The sequence below is a fragment of the Enterobacter cloacae complex sp. 382A5 genome (genome assembly GCF_050031095.1).
GTDB classification, from domain to species: Bacteria; Pseudomonadota; Gammaproteobacteria; order Enterobacterales; family Enterobacteriaceae; genus Enterobacter; species Enterobacter cloacae.
Genome location: NZ_JBLGVK010000001.1, coordinates 523,885 through 541,285, shown reverse-complemented (window position 1 = coordinate 541,285; position 17,401 = coordinate 523,885). Strand labels below are relative to the sequence as shown.

Annotated in this window: 16 protein-coding genes; 11 read left to right on the top strand and 5 right to left on the bottom strand. The window is 58.2% G+C overall.

The features are described from left to right. The first annotated feature begins 150 nt into the window (after positions 1-150). Positions 151-909: a DNA-binding transcriptional repressor XynR gene (gene xynR, locus ACQG2G_RS02545; RefSeq protein WP_061771502.1), complete on the top strand. Its 759-nt coding sequence runs from the start codon at positions 151-153 to the stop codon at positions 907-909. A gap of 4 nt (positions 910-913) precedes the next feature. On the opposite strand, the gene ACQG2G_RS02540 is transcribed toward xynR, so the two are convergent. The 5 genes from ACQG2G_RS02540 to ACQG2G_RS02520 form a co-directional block, all read right to left on the bottom strand. Continuing rightward, the gene (locus ACQG2G_RS02540; RefSeq protein WP_061771503.1) at positions 914-2,524 is read right to left on the bottom strand and encodes a glycoside hydrolase family 43 protein; all 1,611 of its coding nucleotides are present in this window, start codon (positions 2,522-2,524) and stop codon (positions 914-916) included. Positions 2,525-2,535: 11 nt separating this feature from the next. Further along, entirely contained in the window at positions 2,536-3,918 is a 1,383-nt protein-coding gene (locus ACQG2G_RS02535) for an MFS transporter (RefSeq protein WP_013095375.1), read from the bottom strand. A gap of 224 nt (positions 3,919-4,142) precedes the next feature. Then, the gene (yagF, locus tag ACQG2G_RS02530; protein ID WP_061772806.1) at positions 4,143-6,110 is read right to left on the bottom strand and encodes a xylonate dehydratase YagF; all 1,968 of its coding nucleotides are present in this window, start codon (positions 6,108-6,110) and stop codon (positions 4,143-4,145) included. Between the two features lie 14 nt (positions 6,111-6,124). Beyond that, complete coding sequence (yagE, locus tag ACQG2G_RS02525; RefSeq protein ID WP_058662016.1) at positions 6,125-7,033, bottom strand: 2-keto-3-deoxygluconate aldolase; 909 nt, start codon at positions 7,031-7,033, stop codon at positions 6,125-6,127. A gap of 242 nt (positions 7,034-7,275) precedes the next feature. Further along, positions 7,276-7,728, bottom strand: a complete 453-nt coding sequence (locus ACQG2G_RS02520; RefSeq protein WP_061772805.1) for a YhcH/YjgK/YiaL family protein — start codon at positions 7,726-7,728, stop codon at positions 7,276-7,278. Positions 7,729-8,400: 672 nt separating this feature from the next. Here ACQG2G_RS02520 and arcA point away from each other — a divergent pair. The 10 genes from arcA (at position 8,401) to gbpA (ending at position 17,368) form a co-directional block, all read left to right on the top strand. Then, positions 8,401-9,621, top strand: a complete 1,221-nt coding sequence (gene arcA / locus ACQG2G_RS02515) for an arginine deiminase (protein ID WP_013095371.1) — start codon at positions 8,401-8,403, stop codon at positions 9,619-9,621. A gap of 9 nt (positions 9,622-9,630) precedes the next feature. Continuing rightward, the gene (gene arcC / locus ACQG2G_RS02510) at positions 9,631-10,542 is read left to right on the top strand and encodes a carbamate kinase (RefSeq protein ID WP_061772804.1); all 912 of its coding nucleotides are present in this window, start codon (positions 9,631-9,633) and stop codon (positions 10,540-10,542) included. Positions 10,543-10,665: 123 nt separating this feature from the next. Then, the gene (gene argF, locus ACQG2G_RS02505) at positions 10,666-11,670 is read left to right on the top strand and encodes an ornithine carbamoyltransferase (protein ID WP_013095369.1); all 1,005 of its coding nucleotides are present in this window, start codon (positions 10,666-10,668) and stop codon (positions 11,668-11,670) included. Between the two features lie 47 nt (positions 11,671-11,717). Then, positions 11,718-13,121, top strand: a complete 1,404-nt coding sequence (locus ACQG2G_RS02500; RefSeq protein WP_248078777.1) for a YfcC family protein — start codon at positions 11,718-11,720, stop codon at positions 13,119-13,121. Positions 13,122-13,196: 75 nt separating this feature from the next. Continuing rightward, positions 13,197-13,676 (top strand): arginine repressor, encoded by a 480-nt coding sequence (locus tag ACQG2G_RS02495; RefSeq protein ID WP_013095367.1) that lies wholly within the window; start codon positions 13,197-13,199, stop codon positions 13,674-13,676. 100 nt (positions 13,677-13,776) lie between these two features. Next, positions 13,777-13,881, top strand: a complete 105-nt coding sequence (locus ACQG2G_RS02490) for a pyrBI operon leader peptide (RefSeq protein WP_022646880.1) — start codon at positions 13,777-13,779, stop codon at positions 13,879-13,881. A gap of 34 nt (positions 13,882-13,915) precedes the next feature. Continuing rightward, the gene (gene pyrB / locus ACQG2G_RS02485) at positions 13,916-14,848 is read left to right on the top strand and encodes an aspartate carbamoyltransferase (RefSeq protein ID WP_014830458.1); all 933 of its coding nucleotides are present in this window, start codon (positions 13,916-13,918) and stop codon (positions 14,846-14,848) included. Between the two features lie 12 nt (positions 14,849-14,860). Further along, positions 14,861-15,322, top strand: coding sequence for an aspartate carbamoyltransferase regulatory subunit (pyrI, locus tag ACQG2G_RS02480; RefSeq protein WP_013095364.1), 462 nt, complete (start codon positions 14,861-14,863; stop codon positions 15,320-15,322). A 74-nt stretch (positions 15,323-15,396) separates the two neighbouring features. Beyond that, positions 15,397-15,783 carry a 2-iminobutanoate/2-iminopropanoate deaminase gene (gene ridA, locus ACQG2G_RS02475; protein ID WP_006810315.1) on the top strand — a complete coding sequence of 129 codons (387 nt, stop codon included), beginning with the start codon at positions 15,397-15,399 and terminating at the stop codon, positions 15,781-15,783. Between the two features lie 130 nt (positions 15,784-15,913). Further along, positions 15,914-17,368 carry an N-acetylglucosamine-binding protein GbpA gene (gene gbpA, locus ACQG2G_RS02470; protein WP_061772836.1) on the top strand — a complete coding sequence of 485 codons (1,455 nt, stop codon included), beginning with the start codon at positions 15,914-15,916 and terminating at the stop codon, positions 17,366-17,368. Positions 17,369-17,401 lie beyond the last annotated feature (33 nt).

Genomic DNA, 17,401 nt, shown 5'->3' with positions numbered 1-17,401 from the left:
CTCACCCCGGCCCTCTCCCACGAGGAGAGGGGGAAAACACTAAAAAACGACAACAGGGTTGTCGTTTTTGCTTTTACCTCCATTTCATTGATTTTTCACCCCGAAAAAGGTACGTTTTCGCCTTAATTCCAGCGTGGACATACCAGCATTATGCCGATTATTCAGTCTGTTGAACGTGCGTTGCAGATCCTCGACCTGTTCAACGAGCAGGCCACCGAGCTTAAGATCACCGACATCAGCAAACTGATGGGGCTGAGCAAGAGTACCCTCCACTCGCTGCTGAAAACCCTGCAGCTTCATGGCTATATCGATCAGAACCCGGAGAACGGCAAATATCGCCTCGGCATGAAGCTGGTCGAGCGCGGTCATTTCGTCGTGGGCTCCATCGATATTCGTCAGAAGGCGAAAGGCTGGCTGACGGAGCTGTCCCGGCGGACCGGGCAGACCACCCATCTGGGGATCCTCGACGGGCGTGAAGGGGTTTATATCGAGAAGATTGAAGGCAAGCTGGCCGCCATCGCCTATTCGCGCATTGGCCGCCGTCTGCCGGTTCACGCCACCGCCATCGGCAAGGTGTTGATTGCCTGGCTGGGCGAGACCGAGCTGAACGCCCTGCTTGAGGGCTATCAGTACACCACCTATACCCCTTCCACCCTCGCCTCTCGCGAAGCATTAATGGCCGCTCTGGCGCAGACCCGCGAGCAGGGCTATGCCCTGGATAGCGAAGAGAACGAGCAGGGCGTGCGCTGCGTGGCGGTGCCGGTGTGGAACCATGAATCCCGCGTGATTGCCGCCCTGAGCCTGTCGACGCTGACCTCGCGCGTGGACGATGCCGGGCTGGCTGATTTCCGCGAGCAGCTTCAGCAGGCCGGGCTCCAGCTCTCACGCGCGCTGGGCTACCCGGCCTGAGCCGTTAAACCGGCTCGTAGGTGAAGTAGTCGAAGTCCGCGTGGCAGCCGTCGCCGCTGATGTCCTCGCAGTGCAGCCCCACAAACGCGCCGGTGAAGAAGCCGCGCCCGCCGATGTAGTCGTCCGACAGCTTCCACGCCTCATACGTTACCGGCACGGTGTGCCACGTCTCGCCGTCGAACGAGTAGCTGTAGCGGTAGACAAGCGTATCCACATCCACCCGCAGCCAGATGCTCTCCGCGCTCTCCGGCACCGGAATCGGCTGCTCGTGCAGCGGCCATGACGGCACATTGTGGTCGAGTTGAATAACCTTGATGGTTCTCCCCTTCCCCTCCTCGTAGTCCACAAAGCAGTAGCTCCAGTTTTTACTGTTGTAGTAGCAGGTCAGTCCGGCGCTTTGCTGGAAGTGAACCGGCGAGAACTGCATCCGCGTTTCGGAGCGGAAGGTGAAGTGCTGCCAGCGGCGCGCCACGGTCGACTGGGTGAAGGTGGAGTTGAGCGAGTCGTTGCCGTAGAGCCGTAAATAGCCGGGGCGCGCGGTGAGTGAGCCGAGATTGTCGTCGAATGGGATGCGCAGGGTCTGCAGTTCCGGGTCAAGCGTGCTGCCGTCAAAGTCCTCCCGCCAGTTGCCCTGAACGGATGCAGGCTGTTCCGCTACCTGCGGGCCTTTTACGGCTAGTTGCGCGTGCTTGCCGCCTTCCACGTACGGCCAGCCGTCGCGCCATTCAATGCGGGCGATGCCGGTCTCGCGGCCCAGCGGACAGTAGCCGCGTCCGCCGGAGGCCAGCAGCGGCACGCCGGGCAGGCGCAGCGGGCGGCTGGTGAGATAGGCCATGTACCACTCCCCGGAGTGGGTCTGCAGCAGCGAGCCGTGGCCGCTCTTCTGCAGCGGGTTCTCCGGCAGGTGCCAGCTGGTCATCATCGTCACCTCCGGGTGCAGCTCGTACGGCCCGTCGATGGTTTTTGAACGCAGCACCACAACCGCGTGCTCGTAGCTGGTGCCGCCTTCGGCGACCATTAGGTAGTACCATCCCGCGTGGCGATACAGGTGAGCGCCTTCGGTGTAGCAGAGCGGCGTGCCGGTAAACAGCGTTTTGCGCTCGGGCGAGAGGGTGCCGGTCTGCGGGTCAAACTCCTGCATCACAATGGTGTTGTGCGGGTTGCTGTGGTGGCGCGGCCCCCACGGACGGTAGAGGTAGTACTTACGGCCATCGTCGTCGTGGAACAGGGATGGGTCAAACCCGCCGTTGCCCATCGGGATCGGCTCGCTCCACGGCCCTTCGATGGACGGCGCAGTGACGAGGAAGTTGCGGCCATTTTTCCACGGCGAATCAACAATCTTTACGTCGGTGTAGAGCAGCCAGAATTTGCTGTCGGCGTAGCTCAGACACGGCGCCCAGATGCCGCCGGAGTCCGGGTTGCCCTTCATGTCCAGCATCGACACGCGGTCCAGCGGGGTGCTAACCAGCGACCAGTTTTTCAGGTCACGGGAGTGATAGATGCGCACGCCCGGGAACCACTCGAAGGTCGAAGTGGCGATGTAGTAGTCCTCGCCCTGACGGCATAAAGACGGGTCCGGGTTGAAGCCGGTGAGTATTGGGTTGGTGATTTCCATATTGCCTCCGGTTAATGGGATGCGGCTGTCGCAGCGTCGGGAACGGCCTCGCCCTGCGCCGCGCGGTGTTTGATCAGCTGCTGGCTGATGGCCTCTACGCGGGCATCGGTGAGCTTATAGAACGACAGCATGATGAACATGCCCACGTAGAGCACCACCGGCACCACGCAGAACAGAATTTTGATGGTGGTCAGCACCTCAACCGGCTGCACGCTGCTGCTGGCGGAGTAGTTGACGTACGCAAGGATCCAGCCCACCACCGCCCCGCCAATCGCCAGGCCAATCTTCAGGCTGAACAGATAGGTGGAGAACACCAGCCCGTCGAGGCGTCGCCCGCTGCGGCTTTCTTCGTAATCCACCACATCAGAGGCCATCAGCCACTGCAGCGGCGTGGTGGTGTTAAAGACGAACAGGAACAGGATGTTGAGGGCGAAAATCAGGGCAATATGCTCCGCCGGGGTGACGAAAATCAGCAGGCTGATCAGCGAGTAGGCGACGATGATCCACTTGAAGGCTTTTACCCGGTCGAAGCGGCCCAGCAGACGGGAGGAGCAGAGCGAGCCGAACATGGTGGCGAGGCTGCCGTAGAGTAAAAACTGGGTCGCCATCTCCGGGTGATCCATCACGTATTTGACGAAGTAGAGCGTCGCCCCGCCGCGTACCACGTTAGAGCAGGTCGCCATCATCTTGAACGCGCACATGATCCGCCACTGGCCGTTGCCCAGCAGCAGCTTAAGGTCTTTCGCCACCGACGAGCCCGGCTGCACCTCAAAGGTGTAACGCTCTTTGGTGGTAAAGAAGCAGACGTAGAGCAGCACCACGCCGGTCAGCCCCAGCACGCACATGGCGCCGAAATAGCCCACCTGCTCGTCCCCTTTGCCGATGATGCTCACCAGCGGCAGCGCGATGCCGCTAATGGCAAGCGAGCCCGCCGCCGCCAGGAAGAAACGCCACGACTGCAGGGCGTGACGCTCTTTCGGGTCGGCGGTAATCACGCCCGGCATGGCGCAGTACGGCACGTTAACGAAGGTGTAGACCAGGGTCAGCAGAATGTAGGTTACGCAGGCGTAGATGATTTTGCCCTGCGCAGAGAAATCCGGCGTGTAGAAGGTCAGCATGCAGACGATGCCAAACGGGATCGCCCCCCACAGCAGGAACGGGCGGAACTGGCCGTAGCGCGTGCGGGTGCGGTCCACCAGCAGCCCCATCAGCGGGTCGGTCACGGCGTCGAGCACGCGGGAGACCAAAAACAGCGTGCCCATAATGCCCGCCGACAGGCCAAACACGTCGGTATAAAAGTAGGCCAGCAGGAACATAGTGGCCTGCCAGACAAAGCCGCAGGCGGTGTCACCCAGCCCGTAGCCAATTTTATCTTTCATGGTTAATTGCATCATCATCGCACCTTTATTTTCGTATGCTGATTTCACAACATCGTGTTAATGGAGTGTAATGAGCTGCTCAATTAACCAGCAATGGTCATATCTTATTTCCGAATTACGATATTTTGCTTTTGTGACGCCACCGATATATCACAACACATTGTTTATATTGATAAATTTAAGATACGCGAAAACCGTCCACGGGATATTTCCCGTAGACGGTATCGCTCAGAAAATAATTAAAGTCCGAGTGCTTTTTTACCGGCGTTAATTACCTCGATAATTTTATCGGTGTCATAAATACAGCCTTTCCAGGTGCCGCCGCTCACCGACTGCAATGCCGCCCACAGGCGGGTATCATCCGGCAAAAAGTCGTGAGCGTGCAGGTCCGGGTGCGTCTGTCTTACTGCCAGCTCGCGCGCGCCCTCTTCCGGCGTCAGCGGGTTTTCTGCGGTGCCGATAAAGTTGACGCTGCCCGTCAGGGTCAGGCGATCCACGGCAATCTCAATGATGTCGTTGTCGCGCAGCTTGCCAATCGGCCCGCCTGCCAGCGCTTCCGGCGACACGTGGCCGAAGCAGGCGCCCGTCGACACCCCCGAGAAGCGCGCATCGGTGATTAACGACACCGTCTTGCCCCACGAGATATGCTTCAGCGCAGAGGTGAGCTGGTAGGTCTCTTCCATGCCGGTACCGGACGGCCCACCGCCGATCACCACCATGATATCGCCCTGTTTAATCTCTTCCAGCTTGATGGCCTTAATGGCCTGAGCTTCCGAGACAAACACCCTCGCCCGGCCCGTATGACGGTAAACGCCATCGTCACCCACCACCGACGGGTCAATGGCCGTGGCCTTGATCACCGAGCCTTCCGGCGCGATGTTGCCCGTCGGGAAGCAGACCGTTGAGGTCAGCCCTCTCGCTTTTGCCTTCTCGGGCGGCAGGATCACGTCATCCGGATCCACGCCGTCCTGCTCGCGCAGGCACTGACGGAAGCGCTTACGGCGCTCGGACGCCTGCCACCAGTCGAGGTTCTCGCCCACCGTCTGGCCGGTGACGGTCATGGCATCCAGGTGCAGCAGGCCGAGATCGCGCAGGTGGAGCATCACCTCCGGCACACCGCCCGCAAGGAAGGCGCGCACGGTTGGGTGATAGTCCGGGCCGTTGGGCAGCACGCTGACCAGGCGCGGCACCCTGCGGTTGACGCGTGTCCAGTGTTCTACGTCCGGAATAGTGCAGCCCGCCGCGTGGGCGATGGCCGGGATGTGCAGCAGTAGATTGGTGGAGCCGCCGAACGCCGCGTGGATCACCATGGCGTTTTCGATGGCTTTATCGGTGAGGATATCGCGCGTGGTGATGCCGCGGTTATCCAGCTCGCTCACCGCCCGCGCCGACTGGCGGGCAATTTCCAGCCACACCGCCTGCCCGGACGGCGCCAGCGCGGAGTGCGGCAGCGCCAGACCCAGCGCTTCGGCCACCACCTGCGAGGTGCCCGCCGTGCCGAGGAACTGACATCCGCCGCCCGGCGACGCGCAGGCGCGACAGCCCAGCTCGGCGGCCTCCTGCAGGGAGAGTTCATGGTTGGCGAAGCGCGCGCCGATGGTCTGCACCTTGCCCGCGTCTTCCCCCACGGTCGGCGGCAGCGTCGCCCCGCCCGGCACCAGAATGGTCGGCAGATTGTTCATCGAGGCCAGCGCAATCATGGTGGCAGGCAGCCCTTTATCGCAGGTCGCCACGCCAATGACCGCCCGGCGCGTCGGCAGGGAGCGAATCAGACGACGAAACACAATCGCCGCATCGTTGCGGTACGGCAGGGAGTCGAACATCCCGTGTGTGCCCTGCGAGCGCCCGTCGCACGGATCGCTGACGAAGGCCGCAAACGGGATCCCGCCGTTGCGGGTGATCTCCTTCGCCGCGGCCTGCATCTGCATGCCGATCTCCCAGTGCCCGGTGTGGTAGCCCAGCGCAACCGGTCGTCCGTCCCCGGCGCGGATGCCGCCCTGGGTGCCAATAATCAGCACCTCTTTGCCGGTCAGCTTGTTGGCGTCCCAGCCCATCCCGGCGTTCTGGGTCATGCCGAACAGGTTGCCGCTGGGAGATTCCATCAGCATCTGCGGGGTCAGCGGCAGCGCGCCCTGCGGCCCCGCCGCATGGGTGATGACGGCATAAAACGCATCATCCTGCGGGGTGAAAATTTTCTCGATGGTCATGGTTATCGTCCGGCTCAGCAGAGCTTGAGCTGTTGCAGCAGGGTTTTCAGCTGCGCCTTACGCGGCTCGTCCAGCGCAGAGGCGGGCGGCAGCACGTGGGTAGAAATCGGGCGGCCGCAGAGCACAATCGCCTCTTTAATGACGTTCACAAACGGCGTATCCAGCTGATACATCTGCGGTATTTGCAGTAAGGTCTGATGATACTCAGCCGCTTTCGCCACGTCTTTATCCCGCCAGGCTTTCAGAAGATTCACCGACACCTGCGGAGCAAAGTTGCCGCTGGCCGAGATCGCCCCGTCGCCACCGAGCAGCAGGGTATTAAACAGGTGATCGTCGTAGCCGCACAGCACGGTGAAGTGCGGATGGGCGGCTTTGACGGTGTGGATCATGCTGCGCAGATGCGCCACGGAGTCGATGGTGTCTTTAATGCCGACGATGTTGCTGCGCGAGTCGGCCAGGGTTTTAACCAGCGCCGGCGTCAGATCCTGCCCGGTCAGCGCCGGGAAGTTATAGAGGATCACCGGCAGCGTGACGCTGTCGGCCACCTGCTCGAAATAGCGGATCAGGTTCGCTTCCGACACCTTCCAGTAGTAGGGGTTGATCACCACGATACCGTCCGCCCCCGCCTGCTGGGCATGCTGGCTCAGTTCAATGGTTTCCCGGGCGTTGGTGCCGCCGGTGCCGATCAACACCGGCACACGACGATCGACGTGATCGATAGCAAAGCGGGCAATGGTTTTACGCTCTTCGGCGCTGAGCTGGGAGAACTCACCGCCGCTGCCCAGGAAGAACAGGCCGTCAACGCCTGCCGCGATCAGATCGTCGATCAGCGCGGCGGTGCCCTGCTTATCAAGCTGGCCATCGGCGGTAAAAATGGTGGAGACAGGGGGAATGATTCCCGTGAACAACGCGGACTGCGGCATGAGATCTCCTTGCTGAATCATTTTGTTCTACATTATAGAACGGCGTTCATTAATTTAACGATCATACTATGACGCAGAAAAAGCGCAGGTAAATGAGAAGGGAAGAGGGAGTGCGGGAAATTTAAGCTGGATCACATATTGCCCCTCACCCCGGCCCTCTCCCCAAAGGGGCGAGGGGGAAAAGATGGCTCGGTGCAGTCCCCTCTCCCCTTTGGGGAGAGGGTTAGGGTGAGGGGTAAGGGTTACTCCATCAGCATCTTAACAACCACTTTCCTGACCTTAGCAGGCGCCCCCACCGCGCACAGCGGCTTATGTACTTCACCCGGCCAGAACACCACGAAATCCCCTTCGCTCAGCACCACGGTTTTCTCCTGCTCGCCTTCCGGCAGGAACGCGATATCTTTATCCGCCAGCCAGTCGGTGTCCGGCGTGCCGGGCGGCAGGGTGCTGAAGGTCATTCCTTCCTGGCCTTTCATAATTATCTGAATGTCCAGATAGCGCGCATGGTACTCCGCGCGGCGCTCGGCAAACGGCTGGGTCATGTCTTCGGAGACCAGATAAAACAGGTTGTTGCCGTTGATGTCATGCTTGCCCGGCGGGGTGGCGTCGGTGACGTGGGCCTTAACGTGCTCGATGGCCTGACGCAGGGGTTCCGGTAGCCAGGCTTGCAGATGGTGGATGTTGCCGATAATCATAATTAAACCCTCATAATAAAACACCGTTTCATTTTTATCTTTTATACGAGAATTTAAACTGCCATACCAGCCCTTTTTCGCGGAGAGTTGCGCGAACGCATGTTTATCGGGAAAGGTGTTAATCTGCTGTTAATCCCTCACAGGCATTTATGCAGTTGTTATGCATAACCTCAGCGCGTCGTGACGATGCCGTGACGCTAACTCATTGATTGTTCTGCCTTCATCATAAAACTCGCGCCAGCTTCACACTTTATCATTTTGATTATTTGCTATTAAATTCCATAATTATTTATTGATTTTTCTTAAGTCAAAAATAGTTAATTGGCTATTCTGCATAGCCATTCCGCACAGGAAATAAAATCATTTAAAATCAATAGCATAACCAAATATGTCAAAACATTAAATTCTACAAAATAATAACAACCTCAAATAATGCCAACAGATCCTGCTTAGCTATTCACCGGCTAATAATATCAAATTAATCATTATCTGATGCGAATCATGCAAATGAAAACAAACCACTCAATACCTAATTTCACGTGAGCAACGTCACAATACGGTTTATTTAAGCGCCTACTATTGACCACGAAATCAATTGAGCTTAGCCGCCATATCATTACACGAATATGGCGCATGCCCTTTTTATTCTGAAAAACAGTTAAAGGAATAATTATGGAAAAGCATTATGTCGGTTCTGAAATTGGTCAATTGCGTAGCGTGATGCTGCACCGCCCTAATTTAAGTCTTAAACGCTTAACGCCATCAAACTGTCAGGAGCTGTTATTTGATGATGTGCTCTCGGTTGAGCGGGCGGGTGAGGAGCATGACATTTTCGCAAACACGCTGCGCGAGCAGGGTGTGGAAGTCCTGCTGTTGACCGACCTTCTCACTCAAACGCTTGATATTGCAGAGGCGAAAGCCTGGCTGCTGGAGACGCAAATTTCCGACTACCGTCTCGGCCCAACCTTTGCCAGCGACGTGCGCGGCTGGCTGGCAGATATGCCGCACCGGGAACTGGCGCGCAGACTGAGCGGCGGATTAACCTACGGTGAAATTCCGGCGGCGATTAAAAATATGGTGGTGGATACCCACACGGCGAATGATTTTATTATGAAGCCGCTGCCAAACCATTTATTTACCCGCGATACCTCGTGCTGGATTTATAACGGCGTCTCCATTAACCCGATGGCCAAACCGGCCCGCCAGCGTGAAACCAATAACCTGCGAGCCATATATCGCTGGCACCCGGCATTCGCCGATGGCGAATTTATTAAGTATTTCGGAGACGAGAATATTAATTATGACCACGCCACCCTGGAGGGCGGCGACGTATTAGTGATTGGCCGCGGCGCGGTATTAATTGGCATGTCTGAACGCACCACCCCGCAGGGCGTGGAGTTCCTCGCTAACAGCCTGTTTAAACATCGCCAGGCCGAGCGCGTGATTGCCGTTGAGCTGCCAAAACACCGCTCCTGCATGCACCTCGACACCGTCATGACCCACATCGACGTGGACACCTTCTCCGTCTACCCGGAAGTGGTGCGTAAAGACGCCCAGTGCTGGACGCTCACCCCGGACGGACGCGGCGGCCTGCTGCGCACCCAGGAAACCGACCTGCTGCACGCCATCGAGAAAGCGCTCGGCATTAATCAGGTACGCCTGATCACCACTGGCGGCGACGCCTTTGAAGCCGAGCGCGAGCAGTGGAACGACGCCAACAACGTGCTCACCATCCGCCCGGGCGTGGTGATCGGCTACGAGCGCAACGTCTGGACCAACGAGAAATACGACAAAGCGGGGATCACCGTGCTGCCTATCCCGGGCGACGAGCTGGGACGCGGTCGCGGCGGCGCGCGCTGCATGAGCTGCCCACTGGAACGCGACGGAATTTAAGGAGCCACTATGGAACGAAAACCCACTCTGGTTGTGGCCCTGGGCGGCAACGCATTGCTCAAACGCGGCGAGCCGCTAGAAGCCGAGATCCAGCGTAAAAACATCGATCTCGCGGCCCGTACCATCACCGGGCTGACGGCGCAGTGGTGCGTGGTGCTGGTGCATGGCAACGGGCCGCAGGTCGGGCTGCTGGCGTTGCAGAACAGCGCCTACGACAAAGTCGCCCCCTACCCGCTGGACGTTCTCGGCGCCGAAAGCCAGGGGATGATCGGCTACATGCTCCAGCAGGCGCTAAAAAACAGCCTGCCCCAGCGCGAGGTGAGCGTGCTGCTCACCCAGGTGGAGGTGGACGCCGCCGACCCGGCCTTCAGCAACCCGACCAAGTACATCGGCCCGGTCTACAGCGAAGCCCAGGCAAAAACGCTACAGGCAGAGAAAGGCTGGGTGTTCAAGGCCGACGGCAGTTACTTCCGCCGCGTGGTGCCCTCTCCGCAGCCGAAACGCATCGTTGAGAGCGATGCCATCGCGGCGCTGATCCAGCGCGACCACCTGGTGATCTGCAACGGCGGTGGCGGCGTACCGGTGGTGGAAAACGCCAATGGCTATCACGGCATTGAGGCGGTGATCGACAAAGACCTCTCCGCCGCCCTGCTGGCGCGCCAGATTGAGGCGGATGCCCTGCTGATCCTCACCGATGCCGACGCGGTGTACCTCGACTGGGGCAAACCAACCCAGCGTCCGCTGGCACAGGTGACGCCGGAACTGCTCAAGGGCATGGCGTTCGACGCCGGTTCAATGGGGCCGAAAGTGGCCGCCTGCCGCGAATTTGTTGAGGCCTGCAACGGGATTGCCGGGATCGGCGCGCTGGCTGACGGCGCGGAGATCCTCGCGGGCGAGAAAGGCACGTTGATTCGTAATTGAGCACCCGTTTCCCCTCACCCTAACCCTCTCCCGGAGGGAGAGGGAATGTAAGCCCCCCTCTCCCCGTGGGAGAGGGCCGGGGTGAGGGCATCAGACAGCTAACGATTTAAAAAGGATTTACCCATGACCATCAACCTGAAAAACCGCAACTTCCTCAAACTGCTGGACTATACCCCGGCGGAGATCCAGTACCTGATCGACCTCGCCATCGAACTGAAGGCCGCCAAAAAAGCCGGACGTGAGAAGCAAACCCTGGTCGGGAAAAACATCGCCCTGATTTTTGAAAAAACCTCCACCCGTACCCGCTGCGCCTTTGAAGTGGGCGCATTTGACCAGGGCGCGCAGGTCACCTACCTCGGCCCAAGCGGCTCGCAGATTGGCCATAAAGAGTCGATGAAAGACACCGCCCGCGTGCTGGGCCGCATGTATGACGGCATCGAGTATCGCGGCTACGGCCAGGCCATCGTTGAAGAGCTGGGCGAGTACGCGGGTGTGCCGGTATGGAACGGCCTGACTGACGAGTTCCACCCCACCCAAATCCTCGCCGATCTGATGACCATGCTGGAGCACTCGCCGGGCAAAACCCTGCCGGAGCTGAGCTTTGCCTATCTGGGCGACGCGCGCAACAACATGGGCAACTCGCTGATGGTCGGTGCGGCCAAGATGGGAATGGATATCCGCCTGGTGGCACCAAAGTCCTTCTGGCCGGAAGCGGGGCTGGTTGAGCAGTGCCGCGCCATCGCAAAAGAAACGGGCGCACGCATCACCCTTACCGACGACGTAGAAGAAGGCGTGCAGGGGGCCGATTTCCTCTACACCGACGTGTGGGTCTCCATGGGCGAGCCGAAGGAAGCCTGGGCCGAGCGCGTCAGCCTGATGAAGCCGTATCAAATCAATGCGCAGGTGATGAAGGCCACCGGCAACCCGAACGTCAAGTTTATGCACTGCCTGCCCGCGTTTCACAACGAACACACCAAAGTGGGCCGCGAAATTGAGATGGCCTACGGCCTGAAAGGGCTGGAGGTGACGGAAGAGGTCTTTGAATCACCAAACTCTATTGTCTTCGACGAAGCAGAAAACCGTATGCACACCATAAAAGCCGTCATGGTGGCGACACTCGGCGACTAATCACCGCCCGGCGCGCCACGGGGTGCGCCGGGGTTCAGGAGAACATCATGGGCAAGTTTAAGTTTCCCTCCGCTTACACCATTCTCTTTTTTCTGATTGCCGTCGTGGCCGTGCTGACGTGGATTATTCCGGCCGGACAGTACCATATGGCAATGAACGAGGCGCTCGGCAAGGACGTGCCGGTTGCCGGGACCTACGCGCACGTGGTGGCCCACCCGCAGGGGCTGGTTTCCGTACTGATGGCTCCCATTGCCGGGCTGTACGATCCGGAGTCCGGCCAGGCCGGGGCGATCGACGTAGCGCTGTTTATCCTGATCATCGGGGGATTTCTCGGGATCGTCACCAAAACCGGGGCGATCGACGCCGGGATCGAGCGCGTCACCACGCGATTACGCGGGCGTGAAGAGTGGATGATCCCGATCCTGATGGCGCTGTTCGCCGCAGGCGGCACCATCTACGGCATGGCCGAAGAGTCACTGCCGTTCTACACCCTGCTGGTGCCGGTAATGCTGGCCGCCCGTTTTGATCCGGTTGTCGCGGCCTCCACCGTGTTGCTCGGCGCGGGGATCGGCACGCTCGGCTCTACCATCAACCCCTTCGCCACGGTGATCGCCGCCAACGCCGCCGGGATCCCCTTCACCAACGGGATCGCCCTGCGCGTGGCGCTGCTGGTCATCGGCTGGATCATCTGCGTGGCGTGGGTAATGCGTTACGCCCGTAAGGTACGCCAGGATCCGTCTCTCTCCATCGTTGCAGACAAACAGGAAGAGAACCGCGCCCATTTCCTCGGTAACAAAGACGCACAGACGCTGGAATTTACCCCGGTACGCAAAATCATCCTGGTCATTTTCGCCCTCGCCTTCGCGGTGATGATTTACGGCGTGGCGGTGCTGGGCTGGTGGATGGCGGAGATCTCGGCGGTGTTTCTCGCCAGCGCTATTATCGTGGGGCTTATCGCCCGCATGAGCGAAGAGGAGCTGACCTCAACGTTTATTAACGGCGCACGAGATTTGCTGGGCGTCGCGCTGATTATCGGCATTGCCCGCGGTATCGTAGTCATCATGGATAAGGGCATGATTACCCACACCATTTTGCACAGCGCGGAAGGGCTGGTCAGCGGGTTATCCACGGTGGCGTTTATCAACGTGATGTACTGGCTGGAGGTGGTGCTGTCGTTTCTTGTGCCTTCTTCATCCGGCCTGGCCGTTCTGACGATGCCGATCATGGCACCGCTTGCCGATTTCGCTAACGTCAACCGCGACCTGGTAGTCACGGCTTACCAGTCAGCCTCCGGTATCGTTAACCTGGTGACGCCCACCTCCGCGGTGGTTATGGGCGGGCTGGCTATCGCCCGCGTGCCCTATGTGCGCTACCTGAAATGGGTGGCACCGCTGCTGGGGATACTCACGGTGGTGATCATGGTGGCGTTAAGCCTGGGGGCAGTATTGTGATGTTTTGACGTTGTAGGCCCGGTAAGCGTAGCGCCACCGGGCGTTTTGTTTCAGCCACTTACATGGGAAATAGTTATGACGGAATATGGTGATTACTCTCCAAAAGAACAGCTACAGCTGACGGTCTGTCAGCGCCTGATCGCAGAAAAAAGCTATCTCTCCCAGGAAGAGATTCGCCGCGATTTGCAGGAGCGTGGTTTTGAGACCATCAGCCAGTCCACCGTTTCACGTCTGCTCAAGTTGCTTGGTGTCATAAAAATTCGAAATGCCAAAGGGCTAAAGATTTATTCGTTGAATCCTCTTCTGCGCCCTGCCCCCGACGCCGCGCGTACCGTTTCCGAAATGGTGGTCAGCGTGGAGCATAATAGCGAATTTATCCTTATTCATACCGTGGCCGGATATGGCCGCGCGGTGGCGCGCATTCTGGATTATCACCAGTTACCGGAAATTTTAGGCGTGGTTGCCGGAAGCAGTATTGTCTGGGTCGCACCCCGGGTGGTGAAACGTACCGCGCTGGTGCATAAGCAAATTAATTATTTACTCAGAACGCATTAATATTCATAAAGAACCGTTTGCATTGAGTAAAGCGTGCATTAAATTGCTTGATCCGGACATCGGGGTGCGTATAATGCCCGACAATTTGCCGGGAGGAAGCATGGTCAAGCGTGTTCGACATAACGTCTTACCGCGTCTGAAATCAGACGCTGGCCTGCCGTTTTTCTTCCCGTTGCTAAACCTATTCCCAGAGCCCCTCATTTGAGGGGCTTTTTTTTGCCCGGCGTCAGGAGATAAACATGAATCCGCTTTATCAAAAACACATCATTTCCATAAACGACCTCAGCCGCGAAGAGCTGGAACTGGTTCTGGAAACCGCGGCAAAACTGAAGGCCAATCCGCAACCGGAGCTGCTGAAGCACAAGGTGATTGCGAGCTGCTTCTTTGAAGCCTCGACCCGCACCCGCCTCTCCTTTGAAACCTCCATGCACCGCCTGGGTGCGAGCGTGGTGGGCTTCTCAGACAGCAGCAACACGTCGCTGGGTAAAAAAGGCGAAACCCTGGCGGATACCATTTCAGTGATCAGCACCTACGTTGACGCGATTGTAATGCGCCACCCGCAGGAGGGCGCGGCCCGTCTGGCGACCGAGTTCTCCGGCGGTATTCCGGTGCTGAACGCCGGTGACGGTGCCAACCAGCATCCAACGCAAACCCTGCTGGATCTGTTCACCATTCAGGAGACCCAGGGCCGTCTGGAAAACCTGAACATCGCCATGGTAGGTGACCTGAAATATGGCCGCACGGTTCACTCCCTGACCCAGGCGCTGGCGAAATTCAACGGCAACCGCTTCTTCTTCATCGCCCCGGACGCGCTGGCGATGCCGCAGTATATTCTCGACATGCTGGATGAAAAAGGCATTCCGTGGAGCCTTCACGCCAGCATCGAAGAGGTGATGGGCAACGTGGATATTCTGTATATGACCCGCGTTCAGAAAGAGCGTCTGGATCCGTCCGAGTACGCCAACGTGAAGGCGCAGTTTGTGCTGCGCGCCAGCGACCTCGAGGGCGCGCGCGACAACATGAAGGTGCTGCACCCGCTGCCACGCATCGATGAGATCACCACAGACGTGGATAAAACGCCGCACGCCTGGTACTTCCAGCAGGCCGGAAACGGCATCTTCGCCCGCCAGGCGTTACTGGCACTGGTTCTGAATCGCGAATTGGCTCTGTAAGGGGAAACGACAATGACACACGATAACAAACTCCAGGTTGAAGCCATCAAACGTGGCACCGTGATTGACCACATCCCTGCGCAGGTCGGCTTTAAGCTGCTGACGCTGTTCAAACTGACCGAAACCGACCAGCGCATCACCATCGGCCTGAACCTGCCGTCAGGCGAAATGGGCCGCAAGGACCTGATCAAGATCGAGAATACCTTCCTGACCGACGAGCAGGTTAACCAGCTGTCGCTGTACGCGCCGGACGCCACCGTTAACCGCATCGACAATTACGACGTGGTGGGCAAATCACGCCCAAGCCTGCCGGAGCGGATTGAGAGCGTGCTGGTTTGCCCGAACAGCAACTGCATCAGCCACGCGGAGCCGGTCTCCTCCAGCTTCGCAGTGAAAAAACGCGCCGATGACATCGCACTCAAATGCAAATACTGCGAAAAAGAGTTTTCTCATTATGTGGTGCTGGCCAACTAATTGAGGTTGGTAAAGGATCCCGGCCTCCCTATAATGGCCGGGACTCTTAAATCAGCTGTTATTCTGGAGAAATCATGACCAAAGTACTCGCGACGGAAAATGCACCAGCGGCTATCGGCCCATACGTTCAGGGCGTTGATCTGGGTAGCATGATTATTACCTCTGGCCAGATCCCGGTGAACCCGAAGACCGGTGAAGTGCCAGCCGACGTAGCGGCGCAGGCGCGTCAGTCGCTGGAAAACGTGCAGGCGATCGTGGAATCCGCAGGCCTGAAAGTGGGCGACATCGTGAAAACCACCGTTTTCGTGAAAGATCTGAACGATTTCGCCACCGTTAACGCCACTTATGAAGCGTTCTTCACCGAGCATAACGCCTCTTTCCCGGCGCGCTCCTGCGTGGAAGTGGCTCGTCTGCCAAAAGACGTGAAAATTGAAATCGAAGCGATTGCCGTACGTCGCTGATTGATAGCAGCAGAGAATGGGCGGCTTCGGCTGTCCATTTTTTTTGGTTATTTTTCCTCTCACCAACGCATGACTGCCCCACCCGCCATTAATAACATCACCCTGCGTATTTATTATTAATGGACTAACAATGAAATTATCAAAGATTGCCCTTGCGATGGCGACCCTGACCGTTGCCTCATCCGCTTTAGCGCACGGATATATTGAGTCTCCTGCCAGCCGCGCTTATATGTGCAAGCTCGGTCAAAACATTGACTGTGGCTCCGTTCAGTATGAACCGCAGAGCGTGGAGAAAACCTCCGGCTTCCCGGGCGGTGCGATGCCGCCAGACGGCCAGCTTGCCAGCGCGGGGATTGCGAATTACTCCCAGCTGGATAAACAGAGCCTGAACGCGTGGACGAAAAGCCCCATGACCGCCGGCCCGCATGAGTTTGTCTGGTATCACACCGCGCCGCACAAAACCACCAACTGGCGTTACTACATCACCAAACAAAACTGGGATCCGAATAAACCGCTGACCCGCGATCAGTTTGAATTAACCCCGTTCTGTACCGTGAATGGAAATGGCCAGGCCCCCGGGATGCGCAAAGCCATGACCTGTAATGTACCTGCGCGAACGGGTTACCAGGTGATTTATGGCGTCTGGGAAATAGCGGATACCTCAAACAGTTTCTACCAGGCCATTGACGTTGATTTTGGTAACGGCGGCAATGTTACCCCGGATGACGGTGCCAGCATCGAATCAGAGTGGAGCAAGGTCCTCAGCGGCCAGATTGCAGGAAATAACCTGAACGTCGGCGATAAGGTCATTGCCCGCTTCTTCGATGCGCACGGTGAAGTGACGTCCTTGCGCACGGAAATAACGATCGCCACGGCCGCGCAGGGGGATGCTAACCAGTGGTCGTACGATCTGGCGCAGAAAATTAACACCGCGCACCAGGACATTCGCGTCGGCGTGAAGGATGAGGGCGGCGAGATTAGCCCGGTCCATGGCGCGAACAGCGTATTCGTCAAAGAGGGCAGCGCCCTGCAGTCCGTTGCGATTTCGTACGAAGAGCAGAAGGCAGAGGTCAATGAAACCATCGCCGTCAGCAATTTGCACTACAGCAAAATCGAGAACGGCAATGCGACCGTCACCTTCCATGTGAATACCCACGGTAACGTCGATTTCGAAGCCCACGTCATGAACCATCACGGGGCGGAAAAAGGGTACCTGAAGCAGGAGATGAATAACGTGAATCAGGACGTCACCCTGACGCTGACCGGCATTGAGGCGGGTCACCACATGCTGAAGTACTACGCCACCAATAAAGACGGCACGCTGTTTGCGCAGGATGTGCTGAACCTGATGCTGGAAGAGGAAGCCGCGGCGGACAACAGCACCGGTCAGCATGACTACATCTTCCCGGATAACATCGCGTCGTACAAAGCAGGCACCGTGGTGCTGCAGCCAAAAGACGGTAAAACCTACCAGTGTAAGCCTTTCCCGTACAGCGGCTACTGCGTGCAGTGGAGCAAGTATGCGACCCAGTTTGAGCCGGGCACCGGTTCACACTGGAAAGAGGCGTGGGTGCTTAAGCACTAGTCCCCTCACCCTAACCCTCTCCCCAAAGGGGAG

Coding starts and splice junctions, on each gene's coding strand:
- ACQG2G_RS02490 (WP_022646880.1), top strand. CDS start 13,777: ATGGTCAAGCGTGTTCGACATAACGTCTTACCGCGTCTGAAATCAGAC.
- ACQG2G_RS02535 (WP_013095375.1), bottom strand. CDS start 3,918: ATGATGCAATTAACCATGAAAGATAAAATTGGCTACGGGCTGGGTGAC.
- ACQG2G_RS02520 (WP_061772805.1), bottom strand. CDS start 7,728: ATGATTATCGGCAACATCCACCATCTGCAAGCCTGGCTACCGGAACCC.
- pyrI (WP_013095364.1), top strand. CDS start 14,861: ATGACACACGATAACAAACTCCAGGTTGAAGCCATCAAACGTGGCACC.
- ACQG2G_RS02540 (WP_061771503.1), bottom strand. CDS start 2,524: ATGGAAATCACCAACCCAATACTCACCGGCTTCAACCCGGACCCGTCT.
- gbpA (WP_061772836.1), top strand. CDS start 15,914: ATGAAATTATCAAAGATTGCCCTTGCGATGGCGACCCTGACCGTTGCC.
- ridA (WP_006810315.1), top strand. CDS start 15,397: ATGACCAAAGTACTCGCGACGGAAAATGCACCAGCGGCTATCGGCCCA.
- arcC (WP_061772804.1), top strand. CDS start 9,631: ATGGAACGAAAACCCACTCTGGTTGTGGCCCTGGGCGGCAACGCATTG.
- yagF (WP_061772806.1), bottom strand. CDS start 6,110: ATGACCATCGAGAAAATTTTCACCCCGCAGGATGATGCGTTTTATGCC.
- ACQG2G_RS02500 (WP_248078777.1), top strand. CDS start 11,718: ATGGGCAAGTTTAAGTTTCCCTCCGCTTACACCATTCTCTTTTTTCTG.
- ACQG2G_RS02495 (WP_013095367.1), top strand. CDS start 13,197: ATGACGGAATATGGTGATTACTCTCCAAAAGAACAGCTACAGCTGACG.
- yagE (WP_058662016.1), bottom strand. CDS start 7,033: ATGCCGCAGTCCGCGTTGTTCACGGGAATCATTCCCCCTGTCTCCACC.
- pyrB (WP_014830458.1), top strand. CDS start 13,916: ATGAATCCGCTTTATCAAAAACACATCATTTCCATAAACGACCTCAGC.
- argF (WP_013095369.1), top strand. CDS start 10,666: ATGACCATCAACCTGAAAAACCGCAACTTCCTCAAACTGCTGGACTAT.
- arcA (WP_013095371.1), top strand. CDS start 8,401: ATGGAAAAGCATTATGTCGGTTCTGAAATTGGTCAATTGCGTAGCGTG.
- xynR (WP_061771502.1), top strand. CDS start 151: ATGCCGATTATTCAGTCTGTTGAACGTGCGTTGCAGATCCTCGACCTG.